This is a genomic window from Xanthomonas sp. SS, assembly GCF_014236835.1.
GTDB lineage: Bacteria > Pseudomonadota > Gammaproteobacteria > Xanthomonadales > Xanthomonadaceae > Xanthomonas_A.
This window is the reverse complement of sequence record NZ_CP051190.1, coordinates 4,214,435-4,233,095: the sequence shown is the minus strand read 5'-3', so window position 1 is coordinate 4,233,095 and position 18,661 is coordinate 4,214,435. Positions and strand designations below refer to the sequence as shown.

The window sequence follows — 18,661 nt, the reverse complement described above, 5'->3', positions numbered from 1 at the left end:
TTTACGTCCAGCCGGGTTAGGCTGGCTCCGCCGCGAACGAATCCGAGAGTTTAAATCAACCCACCCCCATGCCGAAGCTCGATCGATACCTGCTGCGCGATTTCATCCAGAGCTTCTTGGCCACCCTCATCGTCCTGCTGGTGGTCAGCGTCGGCGGTGTGCTGGTCGACATCCTGGGCAACATCGCCGATGGCCGCATCCCGGCCAAGTTGCTGTTTTCCCAGTTGGGTCTGCAATTCGTGGTGTATCTGCCGCTGATCCTGCCGCTGGCGCTGATGCTGGGCCTGCTGCTGGCGCTGGCGCGGCTGTACCGCGACTCGGAAATGGCGGTGATCACCGCCATCGGCGTCGGCCCGCGGCGCCTGCTGCGGCCGATCCTGATGCTGGTGGTGCCGGTGGTGGTCCTGGTCGGGCTGTGCTCGCTGTGGCTGGGTCCCTGGGCCGACCGCACCTCCGACCGCCTGATCGACGAGGCCAACCGCAGCCTGCTGATGGCCGGGCTGGAGGCCGGGCGCTTCACCCCGCTGTCCGACGGCGGCATCGTCTACATCAGCACCCTGTCCGGCGACGGCACCAAGCTGGGCAAGGTGTTCATGCAGCGGCAGAAGGACGGCCGTCTGGACGTGGTCACCGCGCAGCGCGGCGCGATGTTCTTCGAAGGCAAGGCCGACCGCTACCTGCGCCTGGAGGACGGCTACCGCGTGGAAGGGCCGCTGGCCGGCGACGACATGGACTACCGGCTGATGCGCTACGTCAGCAACGACGTGGCCCTGCCGGACCGCAGCGAGGCGCGCAAGGACGACGATCCGGAGCTGCTGCCCACCGAAAAGCTGATCGGCGACCCGCGGCCGCAGGCCAATGCGCAGCTGCACGCGCGCATCGCCCCGCCGCTGCTGGCGCTGGCCTTCGCCCTGCTGACCCTGCCACTGTCGCGCAGTTCGCCGCGGCAGCAGCGCTACGGCCGGATCATGCTGGCGTTCCTGGCCTACCTGGTCGGCACCAACCTGATGTTCATCGGCACCCAGTGGCTGAGCACCGACAAGCTGCCGCGCGCGCTGGGCCTGTGGTGGCTGACCGTGCCGCTGCTGGTGCTGGCGGTGTGGACCTATCTGCGCGACGGCCAGCTGTCGCGGCCGCGGAGGCAGGCGGCATGAGGCTGCGCCCGAACCTGCACGACGTCTACGTCGGCCGTGCCGTGCTCGGCACCGTCCTGCTGACCTGGGCGGTCCTGCTCGGGCTCGACGTGATCATGGCCTTGTCCAACGAATTCAAGGACATCGGCAAGGGCAGCTACAGCCTCGGCCACGCCGTGGCGTTCGTCGCCTACACCGTGCCGCGGCGCGCCTACACCCTGTTCCCGACCGGCGCGGTGATCGGCGTGCTGATGGGCCTGGGGCAGCTGGCGGCCACCTCCGAACTGACCGCGCTGCGCGCACTGGGCCTGTCGCGGCCGCGGCTGAGCGTGGCCGCGGCGGCGACGATGTTGCTGCTGACCGTGGCGATGGTGTTCAGCGGCGAGACCCTGGCGCCGTGGGCGCAGAACCAGGCCGACACGATCAAGGCCAACGCCAAGTACAACGGCAACATGAGCATGGCCCGCTATTCCGGGGTGTGGGCGCGCGAGGGCGACACCTTCCTCAACGCGCAGGCCGGCGAGGAACACCTGGAAGGCAACGGCGGTACCTGGCTGGAGTTGCGCGACGTGCGCCTGTACACGCTGGACCAGGCCGGGCGCCTGGCCTCGCTGACCCACGCCACCACCGCAGAGCACCGCAGCAGCGGCTGGACCCTGAAGCAGGCCTACCGCGACACCTTCGCCGAGCGCTCGGTGCAGCGCGAGAAGTTCGACAGCCTGCCGTGGGCCTCGCGGCTGGATGCCGCCGCGCTAGCCTCGGGCCTGGCCAAGCCGCGCAACCTGTCCGCGCACGACCTGCACACCAGCATCGAGTACCGGCGCCGCAACGGCCTGGACGCGCGCGATTACGAGGACCAGTACTGGAGCCGCTGGTTCTATCCGGTCAACGTGCTGGCGCTGTGCTTCGCCGCCATTCCGTTCGCGTTCGGCGCGCTGCGCAGCGGCGGCATGGGCAAGCGCCTGTTCCTGGGCATCCTGTTCGCGCTGGTGTTCTGGCTGCTGCAGCTGTTCTTCGGGCGCATGGCCGGTGCGCTCAAGTTCGACTACCGCATCGCCTACGCGCTGCCGCCGCTGGTGATGCTGACCGTGTCGTGGCTGTTGTTCCGCAAACGCAGCAGTTGAGTCGCGGCGCCGGTTGAGCCTGCTCGGCGTGGGCCTGTGCCTGCTGTATGCCGTACCGACCGCGTTGTGCGTGTGGGTGCCCAAGGTGCCGACGACAAAGGGCACTTCGTGTTGCTGCAACTGCCGTTGACCCCGCAGTTGCTGTTGCTGGATGCGCTCGGGGTCGACGCCTGGTTGCGCGGCATGTCCTGGGTTGCCGGTTACTTGTTGCTGGTGCCACCGCTGTTGCTATTGCTGTATCTGGCCGGACATCTACTGGAGGCGACGTTGCGCCGCGTCGCGAAACGCCTTGCGCGTCCGGGCTGAGCCGAGCTCCTTGCGCCGCAGTGGCATTGGCGCGGCCATGGGGATTCGCCGCGCGCACATGTGTTGCGGTCAGGGCTTCTTCGGAAGTCGAACCAACCGCGTGCCGCTGGCGCGGTCGTGCCACGTCAACCGTTCGCGATCTACCAGCGCCCACCAGAACCCCAGCCCGCCCAGCAGCAGCGACAGCGTGCCGACCGAGTAGCGCCGCCACAGCGCGCCCCAGCTCGGCGTGCCGCCATCGGCGCCATGCAGGCGCAGCCGCCACGGGCGCATGCCCAGGGTCTGGCCGCCGCGGCGCCAGCTCAGCGTCGCGTACAGCCCGGCCGCCAGCCAGCAGCACAGCCACAACAGCCACTGCAAGGCGCTGAACGGAGCGATGTTCTCGCGTGGCGCGTGGCCTTCGAGGGTGTAGCCCAGGGTGAACAGCGCGGAGATCGCGAACCATAGCGCCAGTACCGGCCAGGCGTCGTAGAACAGCGCCAGCAGCCGCCACGGCAGCAGCGCGCGCGGACGGGAAGCGGTGGCGGTGGACGCGGCGGTCATCGCCACAGCTTAGCGGCAGCGCCACCGGCGCGTCACCGGCCCGCGCCGCCAACGCCTTGCGCCGCGCGAAGTCGGCGCTAGGCTTTTCCCGAATCCCGAATCCCGAATCCCGAGTCCCGTAAGCTCTCCCGATGCCCGACCTCCACACCCCAGCCGAACGCCGCCAACAGGCGCAACGGCTCGCCCCGCTGCGCGATGCCGACGCCGCCGCGATCCAGCAGTTCCTGGACACCGCCTGGGCCGAACAGGGCCTGGCACGGCAGAGCCTGGACAGCTACCGGCGCGACCTTGAAGGCTTCGCGCGCTGGCGCGACGGCGCCGGCGGCGGCCTGGCCGGGGCCGATCGCCAGGCCCTGTTCGATTACCTGGCCTGGCGCACCCGGCTGGGCTATTCGCAGCGCAGCAACGCGCGCTGGCTGTCGTCGCTGCGCGCGTTCTTCGGCTTGCGCCTGCGCCGCGGCGAGCGCAGCGACGACCCGACCGCGCTGCTGGACCCGCCCAAGCTGCCGCGCTCCCTGCCCAAGGCGCTGGCCGAGAGCCAGATCGACGCGCTGCTGGCGACGCCGGACGACACCGACCCGGCCGGCCTGCGCGACCGCGCCATGCTCGAGCTGATGTACGCGGCCGGGCTGCGCGTCAGCGAACTGGTCAACCTGCCGGCGAATGCGGTGAACCTGCGCCAGGGTGTGCTGCGGGTCACCGGCAAGGGCAGCAAGGAGCGTCTGGTGCCGCTGGGCGAGGAATCGCAGCACTGGCTGCAGCGCTATCTGGACACCGCGCGGCCGGCGCTGGCGGCGGGGCAGGCGGTGCCGGCCAGCGACGGCACCGTGCCGATGTTCATCGACGCGGCGCGGCGTCCGCTGAGCCGGCAACAGTTCTGGGGCCTGGTCAAGCGCTATGCGGCGCTGGCCGGCATCGACCCCACCTCGGTCAGCCCGCACGGCCTGCGCCACAGCTTCGCCACCCACCTGCTCAACCGCGGCGCCGACCTGCGCGCGCTGCAGATGCTGCTCGGCCACAGCTCGCTGTCCACCACCCAGATCTACACCCTGGTGGCGCGCGAACACCTGCAGAAACTGCACAGCAAGCACCATCCGCGCGGCTGAGGCCCCCGGCGGCGCCCCTGTCCGCCTGCGCGGACCGCGCCGTGGCCGCTCAGCCTGTCTACATGGAGCGGACCAATCGGTATGCGACAATCCAGCCGATTCGCAGCCCTACATGGATAGCCAATGCTCCGTTTTGCTCTTTTTGCGCTGCTGGGCGCCACGTCCCTTTCCGCCTGCGCGCAGCCGGCTTCGCCCACCGGCGCCGCCGCCGCCCCGGCCAAGCCGGCCGTCGCTCCTGCCGGCACCCCGGGCGACCAGCGCGTGCGTGCGGCGCTGCTGCAGCTGGATCCGAACTTCAAGCCCGACTTCATCGGCGCCGCGCCGTTCCCGGGCTTCCGCGAAGTGGTGGTCGGCGGGCAGGTGCTGTACGTGTCCGACGACGGCCGCTACCTGTTCCAGGCGCAGCCGTTCGACATCCAGGAAAAGCAGTTCGCCTCCAGCGAGGGCCTGCTGAACTACCGCCGCAAGCTGCTGGAATCGGCGCCGCGCACCGAGCGCATCGTGTTCGCCCCGGCCAACCCGAAGTACACCATCAGCGTGTTCACCGACATCGAATGCGGCTACTGCCGCAAGCTGCACAGCGAGATCGCCGAGCTCAACAAGCAGGGCATCGCGGTGGAGTATCTGGCGTTCCCGCGCATGGGCCTGGGCAGCCAGGACTACAAGGACATGGTCGCGGTGTGGTGCGCGGCCGACAAGAAGAAGGCGCTGACCGAGGCCAAGGCCAACGGCAAGGTGCCGAGCGCGGCCAGCTGCAAGAACCCGGTGACCATGCAGTACAACCTGGGCCAGCGTCTGGGCGTCAACGGCACTCCGGCGATCTTCGCCCCGGACGGCACCCAGCTCGGCGGCTACCTGCCGCCGGCGCAGCTGCGCGAGGCGCTGGACAAGCGTGCGGCCGAGGCGGGTCGGGCGGGCGGTAGTCGCTAAGCGGCTGGGATTGGGGATTTGGGATTGGGGATTCGCAAACGCGCGTCCCCCGGCATGTGAACGTTGACGTGGGCGTTCGCGTCGTGTGTGTTAGTCATTGATTTTCTGGGAATTTCCCCGCTCCCTTAAAACAGCTTTTGCGAGTCCCGAGTCCCCGGTCCCGAGTCCCGGCTACACTACGCAGCCCGTTTACCTCACACGGTTCCCCGGACATGATCGTCCTCGAGGGCGCTTCCGCCCTTTCGCCGTTCCGTCGCGCTCGGCTCGAAACCCGCCTGCAATCCGTCGTTCCCGGTCTGCGCATCGCAGGCGCCTGGCACGTCTACTTCATCGACAGCGACGCCGACGGCGCGGTGGATACCGCCGCCGCGCAGCGCATCCTGCAGGCGCAGGACGCGCCGGCCGTGGCCGAGGCGGGCATCCGCTCGCGCTACGTGGTGCCGCGGCTGGGCACGCGCTCGCCGTGGTCGAGCAAGGCCACCGAACTGGTGCGCGGCGCCGGCCTGGCGATCCGCCGCGTGGAGCGCGGCACCCGCCTGGACCTGGCCGGCTGGCCGGAAGACACCATCCAGCAGGCGGCGCTGGCCAAGCTGCTGCACGACCCGATGACCCAGTCGCTGCTGGACGGCGCCGCGCAGGCGCAGGCGCTGTTCCAGGCGCCGGTGCGCGGCGACGTCGAGCGCATCGCGCTGGACCAGCTGGAAGCGGCCAACGCGCGGCTGGGCCTGGCCCTGGCCCAGGACGAGATCGACTACCTACGCCAGCGCTTCGGCGAACTCGGCCGCGATCCGGCCGACGTCGAGCTGATGATGTTCGCGCAGGCCAATTCCGAGCACTGCCGGCACAAGATCTTCAACGCCAGCTGGAGCATCGACGGCAAGGAGCAGGAACGCTCGCTGTTCCGGATGATCAAGCACACCCACCAGCAGACCCCGCAGCACACGCTCAGCGCGTACAGCGACAATGCGGCGGTGGTGGAAGGCCATCCGGCCGCGCGCTACCGCCCGGACCCGGCCAGCGGCGAATACCGCAGCGAGCCGGTGACGCCGTCGGCGTTCTGCATCAAGGTCGAGACCCACAACCACCCGACCGCGATCGCGCCGTTCCCGGGCGCCTCCACCGGCGCCGGCGGCGAGATCCGCGACGAGGGCGCGACCGGTCGCGGCGGCAAGCCCAAGGCCGGCCTGACCGGCTTCAGCGTCTCGCACCTGCGCATCCCGACCCTGCCGCAGCCGTGGGAAGCCGAGCGCCCGTTGAACCCGCGCATGGCCCCGGCGCTGGAGATCATGCTCGAGGCCCCGCTCGGCGGCGCCGCGTTCAACAACGAATTCGGCCGGCCCAACCTGCTCGGCTATTTCCGCAGCTTCGAACTGCCCGAGACGCAGGACCTGACCCGCGCCTACGACAAGCCGATCATGCTCGCCGGCGGCCTCGGCGCGATCGACCGCATCCAGGTCGAGAAGATCCGCCTGCAGCCGGGCGATGCGGTGATCGTGCTCGGCGGCCCGGCGATGCTGATCGGCCTGGGCGGCGGCGCGGCCAGTTCGGTGGCCTCCGGCGACAGCGCCGAGGACCTGGATTTCGCCAGCGTGCAGCGCGACAACCCGGAGATGGAGCGGCGCGTGCAGGAGGTCATCGACCGCTGCGTGGCGCTGGGCGCCGACAACCCGATCCGCTGGTTCCACGACGTCGGCGCCGGCGGACTGTCCAATGCCATTCCCGAACTGCTGCACGACTCCGGCGTGGGCGGCCTCATCGACCTGGACCGCGTGCCCAGCGACGACCCGTCGCTGTCGCCGATGCAGCTGTGGTGCAACGAATCGCAGGAACGCTACGTGCTCGGCGTGCCGCAGGCGCGCCTGGCCGAATTCGCCGCGATCTGCGAACGCGAACGCTGCCCGTTCGCCGCGGTCGGCGTGGCGACCGCCGAGGAACGGCTGGTGGTGGGATATGGGGTCTTCGGCGACGGGAATGGGGAATCGGGAATCGGGAATGGTGAACAGCCAGCCGCACCTGCTTCTCACGAATCCCCAATCCCCAATCCCCAATCCCGGCACCCCATCGACCTGCCCATGGACGTCCTCTTCGGCAAGCCGCCGAAGATGCACCGCGATGCGCGGCGGCCGCCGGCACCGCGTTGGCCGGAACTGGACACCGACACGTTGGACCTGCGCGAGGCCGGGTTGCGTGTGCTGGCGCATCCGGCGGTGGCGGCGAAGAGTTTCCTGGTCACCATCGGCGACCGCAGCGTCGGCGGGCTGACCGCGCGCGAGCAGATGATCGGTCCGTGGCAGCTGCCGCTGGCCGATTGCGCGATCACCCTGGCCGGGTTCGAGACCTACGCCGGCGAAGCGATGGCGATCGGCGAGCGCACCCCGCTGGCGTTGCTCGATGCCGCCGCGGCGGCGCGCATGGCGGTCGGCGAGGCGATCACCAACCTGTGCGCGGCGCCGGTCGAGGCGCTGGCGCAGGTCAAGCTGTCGGCGAACTGGATGGCCGCGGCCAACCACGCCGGCGAGGACGCGCGGCTGTACGCTGCGGTCAAGGCGGTGGGCATGGAACTGTGCCCGCAGCTGGACCTGAGCATTCCGGTCGGCAAGGATTCGTTGTCGATGCAGGCGCAGTGGGCGGTGACCGCCGTGAATCGGGAATCGGGAATCGGGAATGGGGAAACGCGCGACGTTTCCGCGACCGACGACTCCGCTTCTTCGATTCCCGATTCCCCATTCTCCGGTCCCGGCGCAACGCACAAGAGCGTTTCACCCGTGTCGCTGATCGTCACCGCGTTCGCCCCGGTGGCCGACGCGCGCGCGCAGCTGACGCCTTTGCTGGCGCGCGAGGCGGAGAGCGAGTTGTGGCTGATCGGGCTGGGCGGCGGCAAGCAGCGCCTGGGCGGGTCGGTACTGGCGCAGGTGCATGCCGAGGGCGGCTTGCCGGCCTTCGGCGGCGCGGTGCCGGACCTGGACGATGCGCAGCGCCTGCGCGCGTTCTTCGAACTGATCCGCGATGCGCGCGAGGCCGGGCTGCTGCTGGCCTACCACGACCGCAGCGACGGCGGCGCCTTCGCCACCCTGTGCGAGATGGCGTTCGCCTCGCGCCAGGGCCTGGAGATCAATCTCGATGCCTGGGGCGACGATCCCTTCCGCAGCCTGTTCAACGAGGAACTGGGCGCGGTGGTACAGGTCGCCAACGAGGACCGCGCCGCGTTCGCCGATCTGATCGAGCGGCACGCGCTGACCGAGTGCGCGCAGCGCATCGCCCGCCCCAGCACCGCCGCGGTGGTGCGCGTGGGGCTGGCCGGCAAGACCCTGGTCGAATGGCGCTGGGAGGAGTTGTTCGACGCGTGGTGGTCGGTGAGCCACGCCATGCAGAAGCTGCGCGACAACCCCGACAGCGCCGACGAGGAACGCGCGGTGGCGCGCGATTTCGCCGCGCCTGGGCTGAAGCCGAAGCTGGCGTTCGACCCGGCCGAGGATGTGGGAGCGCCGTTCGTCGCCAGCGGGCAGCGGCCCAAGGTGGCGATCCTGCGCGAGCAGGGCGTCAACGGCCAGATCGAGATGGCCAACGCGTTCGAGCAAGCCGGTTTCCGCGCCTTCGACGTGCACATGAGCGACCTGATCGCCGGTCGCGTGGACCTGGCCGATTTCGTCGGGCTGGCGGCTTGCGGCGGCTTCAGCTACGGCGACGTGCTCGGCGCCGGCCGCGGCTGGGCCACCTCGATCCTGGAGCGGCCCGCGCTGCGCGATGCGTTCGCGGCGTTCTTCGCGCGCCCGGACACGTTCGCGCTGGGCGTGTGCAACGGCTGCCAGATGCTCAGCCAGCTCAAGGACATCATCCCCGGCGCCGAACACTGGCCGCGTTTCCTGCGCAACCGCAGCGAGCAGTTCGAGGCGCGCACCAGCCTGCTGGAAGTGGTGGAGTCGCCATCGATCTTCCTGCGCGGCATGGCTGGCTCGCGGATGCCGGTGGCGGTGGCGCACGGCGAAGGCCGCGCCGAGTTCGACAACGCCGTGGACCAGGCCGCCGCGCGTGTGGCGTTGCGCTTCGTCGACGGCAACGGCGAGGTCGCCGCGCGCTATCCGCTGAACCCGAATGGCTCGCCCGACGGCATCACCGGCCTGACCAGCGACGACGGCCGGGTGACGATCCTGATGCCGCATCCCGAGCGCACCCCGCGTGCGCTCAACCTCAGCTGGCACCCCGAGGGCTGGGCGGATGCCTCGCCGTGGCTGCGCATGTTCCGCAACGCGCGGGTGTGGGTGGGCTGAGCGCCCGCCTGCCGCGTCCGCCATCGGCGGGCGCGGCTGCGTGATACGGGCTCACCCTGCGCCTCCGGCGCAAAGAGGCTACGAACGCTCGGCTGTTTCCTTCTCCCCTCGGGACCATGGCCCCCTTTTCGGGGGAAGGTGCCCCGCAGGGGCGGATGAGGGTGCGGGCGAAGCCTCGTGCACCCTAAACATCGCGAGACGCTGCGCGCCGCACCCTCACCCCAACCCCTCTCCCGATGGGAGAGGGGCTTTGCGCGCTCGGCTGTTCCCTTCTCCCCTCGGGACCATGGCCCCCTTTTCGGGGGAAGGTGGCCCGCAGGGGCGGATGAGGGTACGGGCGAAGCCTCGGTGAACTGCCGGAGCCGTCCCGAATCGCCGAGTGACCGCCAGCCGCCGCAGCTTGCAACCGGCTGAAGAAGCCCCCGCTATGCGCACCCGCCGGCGACTGCCCGGCCATCGCCTTCTACCGCCGGCCAACGACCGCGTTCTGCGCAGTTGCGCTTGTGCACGGCGGAACGCGGCCCCTCCCTCAGACCAGCGGCAACCGCTTTCCGCCATCACCCCCGATCTGCGTCAAACCCTTGGCGCAGCAGCGAATGTCGCTCCCTCCCGATGTCAACGCATGGCAAGTGCCGTGCCGAGAATTTGGCGGAATGTCTTGTTTTGATTGAAATTTATCGAAATATTAACAATTAAGTTGTAAATCCGAGATTTCCATCCCTGTTCGTGCCGTTTTTAGTCAAAAACTTGACGTACTCAAGATACGGGGTTAACACTCCAGACAGTTCCGCATTTCGTCTTGGTTCATCAAGGCAGACGCGCAGCGACAGGCACCAGCCTCTCGCGCTCCGGGTCAGGGATGCGGCGCAAATACCGACAGGGGGTCGGCCGGCTGGAATGCCGGGCGAGGGTGGCTTTTTGACCAAAAACCAGCCTATTGAGGAGCAGTACTCGATGAATCGGATTTATCGCAAGGTCTGGAACAAGGCGTTGGGGATGTGGACCGTGGCCTCGGAACTGGCCAGCGGCGATTCCCGCGGCCAGCTCGTTCGCGAAGGCAGGGCTGGGCGCGCGCAGGGCCTGGCCTTGTCGGCCGCGATCGCCATGGCGCTGGGCGCCGGCGGATCCGTACTGCCCTCGGCCGTACAGGCGCAGGCGCTGCAGATCGGCGACGGCGCCAGCGCCAGCGGCGACTACGCCACCGCGGTCGGCGCCGAAAGCAACGCCAGCGGCGAACAGAGCACCGCCACCGGCGCAGCCAGCAACGCCAGCGGTGACGGCAGCGTGGCCAGCGGCGCGCTCAGCGAAGCGAACGGCCTGGAATCCACTGCACTCGGCTACTACAGCACCGCCAGCGGCATCGGCGCGACCGCGCTCGGCGCCGAAAGCGTCGCCAACGGCACCGCCACCGCGGCGGTCGGCCTGGGCGCCACCGCCGATGCCGACTTCGCGACCGCCGTCGGCGGCTTCGCCAGCGCGTCCGGCTACAACAGCACCGCGCTGGGCAATGCCGCCGTGGCGCAGGGCGAGAACAGCGTGGCGCTGGGCGCCGATGCGCTCGCCGATCGCGACAACAGCGTATCGGTCGGCAAGGCCGGCGCCGAACGCCAGATCACCAACGTCGCCGCCGGCAGCGAAGCCACCGACGCGGTCAACGTGGCCCAGCTCGACGCGGTGAAGCAGACCGCCGACACCACCGCCAAGTATTTCCAGTCCAGCGGCAGCGCCGACAGCGACGCCGGGGCCTATGTCGAAGGCGACAACGCGCTGGCCGCCGGCGAAGCCGCCAACGCGATCGGCAACGGCAGCAGCGCGCTCGGCAGCGGCGCCACCAGCATCGGCGGCAATGCCACCTCGGTGGGCAGCAACGCGACCGCGACGGGCGCCTCGGCGACCGCGGTTGGCGGTGCGCTGTCGATCGTCGACGAGAACGGCGAGGTGCTGCTGGAAGGCACCACCAGCGCCGCGGCGCAGGGCGCCAGCGCGTTCGGCGCCGGGGCGCAGGGCAACGGCGCGTTCTCCACCGCACTCGGTACCGCCGCGCGCGCCGACGGCGTGCAGAGCACGGCGACCGGTTTCTCCGCCGCAGCTGGCGGTCTGGCGAGCACCGCGAACGGCGGCTTCAGCCAGGCCGGCGGCGAGTTCGCCTCCGCGTTCGGCTACGGCGCCAATGCCAGCGGCGGCAGTGCCGTGGCAGTGGGCGAGTCGAGCCTGGCCAGCGGCGAATCCAGCACCGCGGTCGGCGGCAGCGTGCTGGGCTTTTTGACGACCGAAGCGCAGGGCGAAGGCGGTTCGGCGTTCGGCGCCGGCGCCTGGGCCAACGGCGCGTTCTCCACCTCGATCGGCTGGCTCAGTTCGGCCGACGGCGACTCCAGCACCGCACTCGGCGGCGCCTCATGGGCGCAGGCCGAGGACTCCACCGCGCTGGGCTACGGCGCCAAGGCGTCGGCCGCCGGCAGCGTCGCGCTGGGCCAGGGTTCCACTGCCGACCGCGCCGACACGGTGTCGGTCGGCAGCGCCGGCAACGAACGCCAGATCGCCAACGTCGCCGCCGGCACCGAGGGCACCGATGCGGTGAACCTGGACCAGCTCGATGCGGTCGCCAACGTCGCCGACACCACCGCGCGCCTGTTCTCCGCCAACGGCGAAGGCAGCGCGCTGGCGCAGGGCGAAGACGCCACCGCCTCCGGTTCCAACGCCTTGGCCGATGGCGACTACGCCACCGCCCTCGGCTCCAGCAGCTTCGCCGGCGGCACCGCCGCCTCGGCGATCGGCAGCGGCGCGGTGGCCAATGGCCAGAACGCCAGCGCGCTCGGCGCCAATGCCACTGCCAATGGCGAGTCGGCGACCGCGATCGGCGGCGTCGCCACCGTCTACGAATACGACGACGACGGTTTCATCGTCGGCAGTCGCGAGCAGACCACGCAGGCGCTGGGCACTGCGGCCACCGCGGTCGGCGGCGGCGCGCAGGCGCTGGATGCGCTGAGCACCGCGGTCGGCACCGGCAGTTCCGCCAGCGGCGTGCAGAGCACCGCGCTGGGCTACCACGCGCAGACCTTCCAGGACGGCGCCACCGCGGTCGGCGGCCTGTCCGAAGTGTCCGGCGCGCTGGGCACGGCGGTGGGCTACGGCTCGCGCGCTGCGGGCGACTACGCCACCGCGACCGGTATCGGCGCGCGGGCGACCGCGACCAGCACCGTGGCGATGGGCATGAATGCCCTGGCCAGCGGCACCGACAGCGTCGCCATCGGCGGCGTCAGCACCGCCGCCGAAAGTGCCGGCAACAGCGTCGGCATCGCCGCGGCGACCGGCGTCGGCGGCGTCGCCCTGGGCGCGGGCGCGCAGAGCCAGGGCAACTACGCGATCGCGCTGGGCTACAACGCCAACGTGTTCCCGAGCTTTGATAACGATGCCGTCGACTCGGTGGCGATCGGCCACAGCGCCGGTTCGTTCGCGCCGCACACCGTCTCGCTCGGCGCCCATGCGCTGTCCGCGGGCGAGGGCGGAGTGGCGATCGGCCAGGCGTCCACCGCGTGGACCGCCAACAGCGTGGCTCTCGGCGCCGATGCGGTGACCTCGATGTTCCACGACAGCAGCACCGCGATCGGTGCCAACAGCGCGGCCAACGGCACCGACGCGACCGCGATCGGCTACGGCGCGCGGGTCAGCAGCTGGCTCGCGGATGCACAGGAACGTTCCGCATCCAGCGCGGTCGCGCTCGGCGCGTATTCCTACGCGGACCGCGACAACAGCGTCTCTGTCGGCGACGTGGCCAGCGGCCTGACCCGGCAGATCACCAGTGTCGCCGCCGGCACCGAGGCCACCGATGCGGTCAACGTCGCGCAGCTGCAGGAAGCGGGCAAGTATCTGCAGGCCAGCGCCGGCAACAGCGACGCCGGCGCCTATGTCGAAGGCGACGATGCGCTGGCCGCGGGCGAGGCGGCCAATGCCATCGGCAACGGCAGCACCGCGCTCGGCGCTGGCGCCGATGCGTTGAGCAGCGGGGCGACCGCGGTGGGCAGCGGCGCGGTCGCGGCGGGGCAGAACAGCGCCGCGTTCGGCACCAACGCGCAGGCCACCGGCCCGGCGGCGGTGGCCGTGGGTGGGGTAGCGGTCGACGAGAACGGCGACCCGCTGATCACCAATGGCGGGGTGGCGGTGGATACCGGTGCGACCAGCGCCGGCGTCGGCGGCACCGCGCTGGGCGCCAGCGCCGATGCCGGCGGCTTTGCCGCCTCGGCGGTGGGCGTGGGCGCCTATGCCAGCGGCGCGCAGGCCTCGGCGTTCGGCGCGGTGTCCAATGCCAGCGGCGATTACGCCACCGCGATCGGCACGCAGAGCGCGGCGACCGGCGCCAGCAGCGTCGCCGTCGGCGGCCCGGCCGACCTGATCCCGGGCCTGGGCCTGTTCGTGCAGACCCAGGCCAGCGGCGAGAGCTCGGCGGCGTTCGGCGCCGGCGCGATCGCGTCGGGCGATTACAGCCTGGCCAGCGGCAGCCTCAGCGAGGCCTCCGGCCTGGAAAGCACCGCGCTGGGCTACTTCGCCTATGCGCCGGGCGCCTTCGCTACGGCGCTCGGCGCCGAGTCCTGGGCCAGCGGCGCCAACAGCACCGCGATCGGCTACTACAGCACCGCGCTCGCCGCCGACAGCGTGGCGCTGGGTTCCAACTCGGTCGCGCGCCGCGCCAACACGGTGTCGGTCGGCGATGTGGGCAGCGAACGGCAGATCGCCAACGTCGCCGCCGGCAGCCAGGCCACCGACGCGGTCAATGTGGCGCAGCTGGACGCGGTGAAGCAGACCGCCGAGACCACCGCCAAGTTCTTCACCAGCAGCGGCAGCGGCACGGTCGGCGCCTACGCCGATGGCGAGGGCGCCGTCGCGGCAGGCGATGCGGCCAACGCCTACGGCAACGGCGCGGCCGCGTACGGCAGCGGCGCCGCCGCGATCGGCAGCGATGCGGTCGCGCTCGGCAACGGCAGCACCGCCGGCGGCGCCGGCAGCACCGCCATTGGCGGCCAGGGCCAGGCGTTCGACCAGTACAACCAGCCGATCACCGATGCCGACGGCAATGCGCAGATGATCGGCGCCAACGCCGGCGAGAACGCCACCGCCATCGGTGCCGGCGCACAGGCCACCGGCGCGCTGGCGACCGCCACCGGCTATGGCGCGCAGGCCACCGGCGACCACAGCACCGCCGGCGGCTACAAGGCGCGTGCGACCGGCAGCTACAGCCTGGCGCAGGGCGACAATGCCTGGGCCAGCGGCGACGACGCCACCGCCAGCGGCGCGTACGCCTGGGCCACCGCCGATGGCGCCTCGGCGTTCGGCGCTTCGGCCTGGGCGACCGGCACCAATGCCTCGGCATTCGGCACCGGGGCGTGGGCCAGCGGCAGCGGCGCCACCTCGATCGGCTTCAACAGCTGGGCACCGGGCCTCAGCGCCACCGCGGTGGGTCGCGGTGCGTTCGGCTACGGCAACTACAGCGTGGCGATGGGCTTCCAGGCGCTGGGCAACCAGGTCAACACCATCGCCCTGGGCACCAACAGCCTGGCCGATGCGGAAAGCGCAGTGGCGATCGGCGCCGGCAGCGAGGCGACCGCCTCCAACGCCGTGGCGCTGGGTGCGGGTTCGGTCGCAGACCGCGCCTACAGCGTGTCGGTGGGCAGCGCCGGCAACGAGCGCCAGATCACCAACGTCGCCGCCGGCACCGACGCCACCGACGCGGTCAACGTCGCCCAGCTCGATGCGGTCAAGCAGGCGGCGGAAACCACCAGCAAGTACTTCCAGGCCAGCGGCAGCGACGCCAGCGATGCCGGCGCCTATGTCGAAGGCGATAATGCGCTGGCCGCCGGCGAGGCGGCCAATGCGATCGGCGACGGCAGCACCGCGCTGGGCGGCGGCGCCAATGCGCTGGCCGCCGGCGCCACCGCGATCGGCTTCAACGCGGTGTCCAGCGGCAGCGATGCGGTCGCGCTCGGCAGCGACAGTCAGGCGCTGGGCCAGGACAGCATCGCCATCGGCAACGGTGCGCTGGCCAGCGAGATCGGCGCCACCGCCAGCGGTGCCGGCGCGCAGGCCAGCGGGACCTATTCCACCGCCACCGGCAGCGAAGCGGTGGCCTCGGACAACCAGGCCACCGCCACGGGCTTCCGCAGCAGCGCTTCCAACATCGGTGCCACCGCGCTCGGCGGCTACAGCGAAGCCAGCGGTTACCTGTCCTCGGCGCTGGGCTACGGCGCGCTCGCCAGCGGCGACTACGGCACCGCGGTCGGTGTCGGTGCGGCCGCCTCGGGCAGCGGCAGCGTGGCGCTGGGCGAGTCCAGCGTGGCGTCCGGCGAGGAAAGCGTCGCGGTCGGCGGCACCTCGTTCTTCGGGCTGATTCCGGCCGAGGCCTCCGGTGCCAATTCGTCGGCATTCGGTGCCGGCGCCGGCGCCACCGCCGATTTCAGCACCGCCATCGGCAGTCTGGCCTACGCCAGCGCCGAAGATTCCAGCGCCTTCGGCTACGGCGCCTATGCCTCCGCCAGCAACAGCGTGGCGCTGGGCGCAGGGTCCGAGGCCGATCGCGACAACACCGTGTCGGTGGGCAGCGTCGGCAGCGAACGGCAGATCGCCAACGTCGCCGCCGGTACCGAAGACACCGATGCGGTCAACGTTGCGCAGCTGGATGCGGTCAAGCAGTCCGCCGATGCCACCGGCAAGCAGTTCAAGGCCAGCGGCGGCGCAGCGCCGGCCGACGACGTCGGCAGCTATGTCGAGGGCAATTACGCCACCGCCGCCGGCGAGGCGTCCAATGCCTTCGGCACCGGCGCCTCGGCGTTCGGCAGCGGCGCGTTGGCCGGTGCGCAGTACGCCACCGCGTCCGGCTACAACGCCACTGCCACCGGCGAGTCCAGCACCGCGATCGGCGGCTCGCTGTACTACACCGACGACGCCGGCAACGTGCTGCTCGACGGCACCACCACCGCCAGCGAAGTCGGCGCCACCGCGCTCGGTGCGGGCGCGCAGGCCACCGCCGCGTTCAGCAGCGCCAGCGGCGCCGGCGCCACGGCCAGCGGCGTGCAGTCCACCGCCAACGGCTACAAGGCCGAAGCCACGACCGACTACAGCACTGCGGTCGGCGCGTTCAGCAGTGCCAGCGGCACCCGCACCAGCGCCTTCGGCTACGGCGCCGAGGCGGCGGGCGACTACGCCTCGGCATTGGGCTGGGGCAGCACCGCGTCCGGCGCGTATGCATCGGCGCTGGGCTACAGCGCCCGCGCCACCGGCGAGGATGCGACCGCGCTCGGCGCGTCGGCCTGGGCCACCGCGGCGCAGACCACCGCGGTGGGCCAGTTCGCCTGGGCCACCGCGCAGGGCGGCACCGCGATCGGCCAGGATGCCTACGCCTACAGCGGCATCAACGCCACCGCGCTGGGCACCAGCGCCTGGGCCAGCGGCAGCAACAGCGTCGCGCTCGGCGCCGGTTCGCGCGCCAGCGAAGCCAACGTGGTGTCGGTGGGCGGCGGCAACGGGGTCAGCGCGCCGGCCACGCGTCGCATCACCAACGTCGGCGCGGCGGTCAACGCCACCGATGCGGTGAACAAGACGCAGCTCGATGCGGTGGCGGCGGCCGCCGGCGAAACCAGCGCCGACTTCCAGAGCTCGGGCAGCGGCGTGGCCAGCGCCAGCGGTGTGAACAGCACCGCGGCCGGTGCCGGCGCCACCGCCAGCGGCCTGCGCAGCACCGCGCTGGGCGTGGACAGCCTCGCCAGCGGCGCCGGCGCGACCGCGTCGGGCGCCAGCAGTTCGGCCAGCGGCGCACGCAGCACCGCCATCGGCCTGCAGACCAATGCGATCGGCGAGAACGGCGTGGCGCTGGGCTACAACAGCTTCGTCCGCAACAGCGGCAGCAACGGTGTGGCGATCGGCGCCAACGCCGGCGTGTCGGCCGACAATGCGGTCGCGCTCGGCGCCGGTTCGCGCGTCTACGAGGCCGATACGGTGTCGCTGGGCAGCGGCAACGGCCGCGGCGGCCCGGCCACCCGGCGCATCGTCAATCTGACCGCGGGCAGCATCGCCGCCGGCAGCACCGAGGCGATCAACGGCAGCCAGCTGTACCAGTCGCTGAGCAACATGGCCACGTTCCTCGGCGGCGGTGCCGGGCTCGGCGCGCAAGGCCTGTTCGTGGCGCCGACCTACGTGATCCAGGGCGCCAGCTACAGCAACGTCGGCGATGCGCTGGCGGCGCTGGATGGCAAGGTCAGCGAACTGGATGCGCGCAGCGGCGGCACTGCCAGTGTCTCCCGCAATGCGCGTGTCGCCAGCGTGGCCTCGGTGGCCGAGCCGGAGTCGAGCGTGGCCACCGCGCAGGCGGCGTCCGAGTCGGCGACGGTGTCCGGCACCGCGTCCACCGCGCAGGTCGGCGAGGCGGTCGTGGCCGATGCGGGGGCGAGCGCGACCGCGGTCGGCACCGCGGCGCGCGCCAACGACGTCACCGGCACCGCGATCGGCGGCAGCGCCTATGCGCATGGCCCCAACGACACCGCGATCGGCAGCAACGCCAAGGTCAACGCCGACGGCAGCACCGCGGTGGGCGCCAACAGCCACATCGCCGCGGTGGCGACCAATGCGGTGGCGATGGGCGAGGGCGCCAGCGTCACCGCCGCCTCGGGCACCGCGCTCGGCCAGGGTGCCAGCGCCACCGCGCAGGGAGCGGTCGCGCTGGGCCAGGGGTCGGTCGCCGACCGCGCCAACACGGTGTCGGTGGGCAGCGCCGGCAACGAGCGCCAGGTCGCCAACGTCGCCGCCGGCACGCAGGCCACCGATGCGGTCAACAAGGGCCAGCTCGACAGCGGCGTCGCCACCGCCAAGTCGTACACCGACACGCGCTTCAACACCATGGCCGACAGCTTCGACGTGCTGCGCGGCGATGTCGATGCGCGCTTACGCGACCAGGACCGCCGCATCGACCGGCAGGGCGCGATGAGCGCGGCGATGCTCAACATGGCCACCAGCGCCGCGGGCATCCGCACCCAGAACCGGGTCGGTGCCGGCGTCGGTTTCCAGAACGGCGAGTCGGCGCTGTCGGTGGGCTACCAGCGCGCCTTCAGCGAGCGCGCCACGCTGACCATCGGCGGCGCGTTCAGCGGCGACGACAGCTCGGTCGGCATCGGTGCCGGCTTCGGCTGGTGAGCCATCGCGGACGGCGGCGCGTGCCGCCGTCCGCCCACGCAATGGCCTGAGGGGGCAGACCTAAGGACCTTGGCTGG

The 18,661-nt window shown here is 71.4% G+C and carries 8 protein-coding genes; 7 read left to right on the top strand and 1 reads right to left on the bottom strand.

Going from position 1 to position 18,661, the window contains the following annotated elements:
• Positions 1 to 68 precede the first annotated feature (68 nt).
• The 3 genes from lptF (at position 69) to HEP74_RS17735 (ending at position 2,563) form a co-directional block, all read left to right on the top strand.
• Positions 69 to 1,154, top strand: a complete 1,086-nt coding sequence (lptF, locus tag HEP74_RS17745; RefSeq protein WP_185813980.1) for an LPS export ABC transporter permease LptF — start codon at positions 69 to 71, stop codon at positions 1,152 to 1,154.
• The gene (gene lptG, locus HEP74_RS17740) at positions 1,151 to 2,257 is read left to right on the top strand and encodes an LPS export ABC transporter permease LptG (protein ID WP_185813979.1); all 1,107 of its coding nucleotides are present in this window, start codon (positions 1,151 to 1,153) and stop codon (positions 2,255 to 2,257) included. Before lptF ends, lptG begins: the two co-directional genes overlap by 4 nt.
• 108 nt (positions 2,258 to 2,365) lie before the next feature.
• Positions 2,366 to 2,563 (top strand): hypothetical protein, encoded by a 198-nt coding sequence (locus tag HEP74_RS17735; RefSeq protein ID WP_524540749.1) that lies wholly within the window; start codon positions 2,366 to 2,368, stop codon positions 2,561 to 2,563.
• Between the two features lie 69 nt (positions 2,564 to 2,632).
• Here the strand turns inward: HEP74_RS17735 and HEP74_RS17730 are convergent, their stop codons facing one another.
• On the bottom strand, positions 2,633 to 3,106 hold the full coding sequence (locus HEP74_RS17730; RefSeq protein ID WP_185813978.1) for an RDD family protein: 474 nt from the start codon (positions 3,104 to 3,106) through the stop codon (positions 2,633 to 2,635).
• A 131-nt stretch (positions 3,107 to 3,237) separates the two neighbouring features.
• On the opposite strand from HEP74_RS17730, the gene xerD reads away from it, so the two are divergent.
• The 4 genes from xerD (at position 3,238) to HEP74_RS17700 (ending at position 18,584) form a co-directional block, all read left to right on the top strand.
• On the top strand, positions 3,238 to 4,212 hold the full coding sequence (gene xerD / locus HEP74_RS17725; protein ID WP_185813977.1) for a site-specific tyrosine recombinase XerD: 975 nt from the start codon (positions 3,238 to 3,240) through the stop codon (positions 4,210 to 4,212).
• Positions 4,213 to 4,335: 123 nt separating this feature from the next.
• The gene (locus HEP74_RS17720) at positions 4,336 to 5,142 is read left to right on the top strand and encodes a DsbC family protein (protein WP_185813976.1); all 807 of its coding nucleotides are present in this window, start codon (positions 4,336 to 4,338) and stop codon (positions 5,140 to 5,142) included.
• A 212-nt stretch (positions 5,143 to 5,354) separates the two neighbouring features.
• A complete protein-coding gene (gene purL / locus HEP74_RS17715; RefSeq protein WP_185813975.1) occupies positions 5,355 to 9,410 on the top strand; it encodes a phosphoribosylformylglycinamidine synthase in 4,056 nt (1,351 codons plus the stop codon).
• 954 nt (positions 9,411 to 10,364) lie between these two features.
• A complete protein-coding gene (locus tag HEP74_RS17700; protein WP_221893133.1) occupies positions 10,365 to 18,584 on the top strand; it encodes an ESPR-type extended signal peptide-containing protein in 8,220 nt (2,739 codons plus the stop codon).
• Positions 18,585 to 18,661: the final 77 nt, after the last annotated feature.

What these genes read in the sequence shown, in the direction of transcription:
- lptG (WP_185813979.1), top strand. Translation starts at nt 1,151, where the DNA reads ATGAGGCTGCGCCCGAACCTGCACGACGTCTACGTCGGCCGTGCCGTG.
- HEP74_RS17700 (WP_221893133.1), top strand. Translation starts at nt 10,365, where the DNA reads ATGAATCGGATTTATCGCAAGGTCTGGAACAAGGCGTTGGGGATGTGG.
- HEP74_RS17730 (WP_185813978.1), bottom strand. Translation starts at nt 3,106, where the DNA reads ATGACCGCCGCGTCCACCGCCACCGCTTCCCGTCCGCGCGCGCTGCTG.
- purL (WP_185813975.1), top strand. Translation starts at nt 5,355, where the DNA reads ATGATCGTCCTCGAGGGCGCTTCCGCCCTTTCGCCGTTCCGTCGCGCT.
- HEP74_RS17720 (WP_185813976.1), top strand. Translation starts at nt 4,336, where the DNA reads ATGCTCCGTTTTGCTCTTTTTGCGCTGCTGGGCGCCACGTCCCTTTCC.
- lptF (WP_185813980.1), top strand. Translation starts at nt 69, where the DNA reads ATGCCGAAGCTCGATCGATACCTGCTGCGCGATTTCATCCAGAGCTTC.
- xerD (WP_185813977.1), top strand. Translation starts at nt 3,238, where the DNA reads ATGCCCGACCTCCACACCCCAGCCGAACGCCGCCAACAGGCGCAACGG.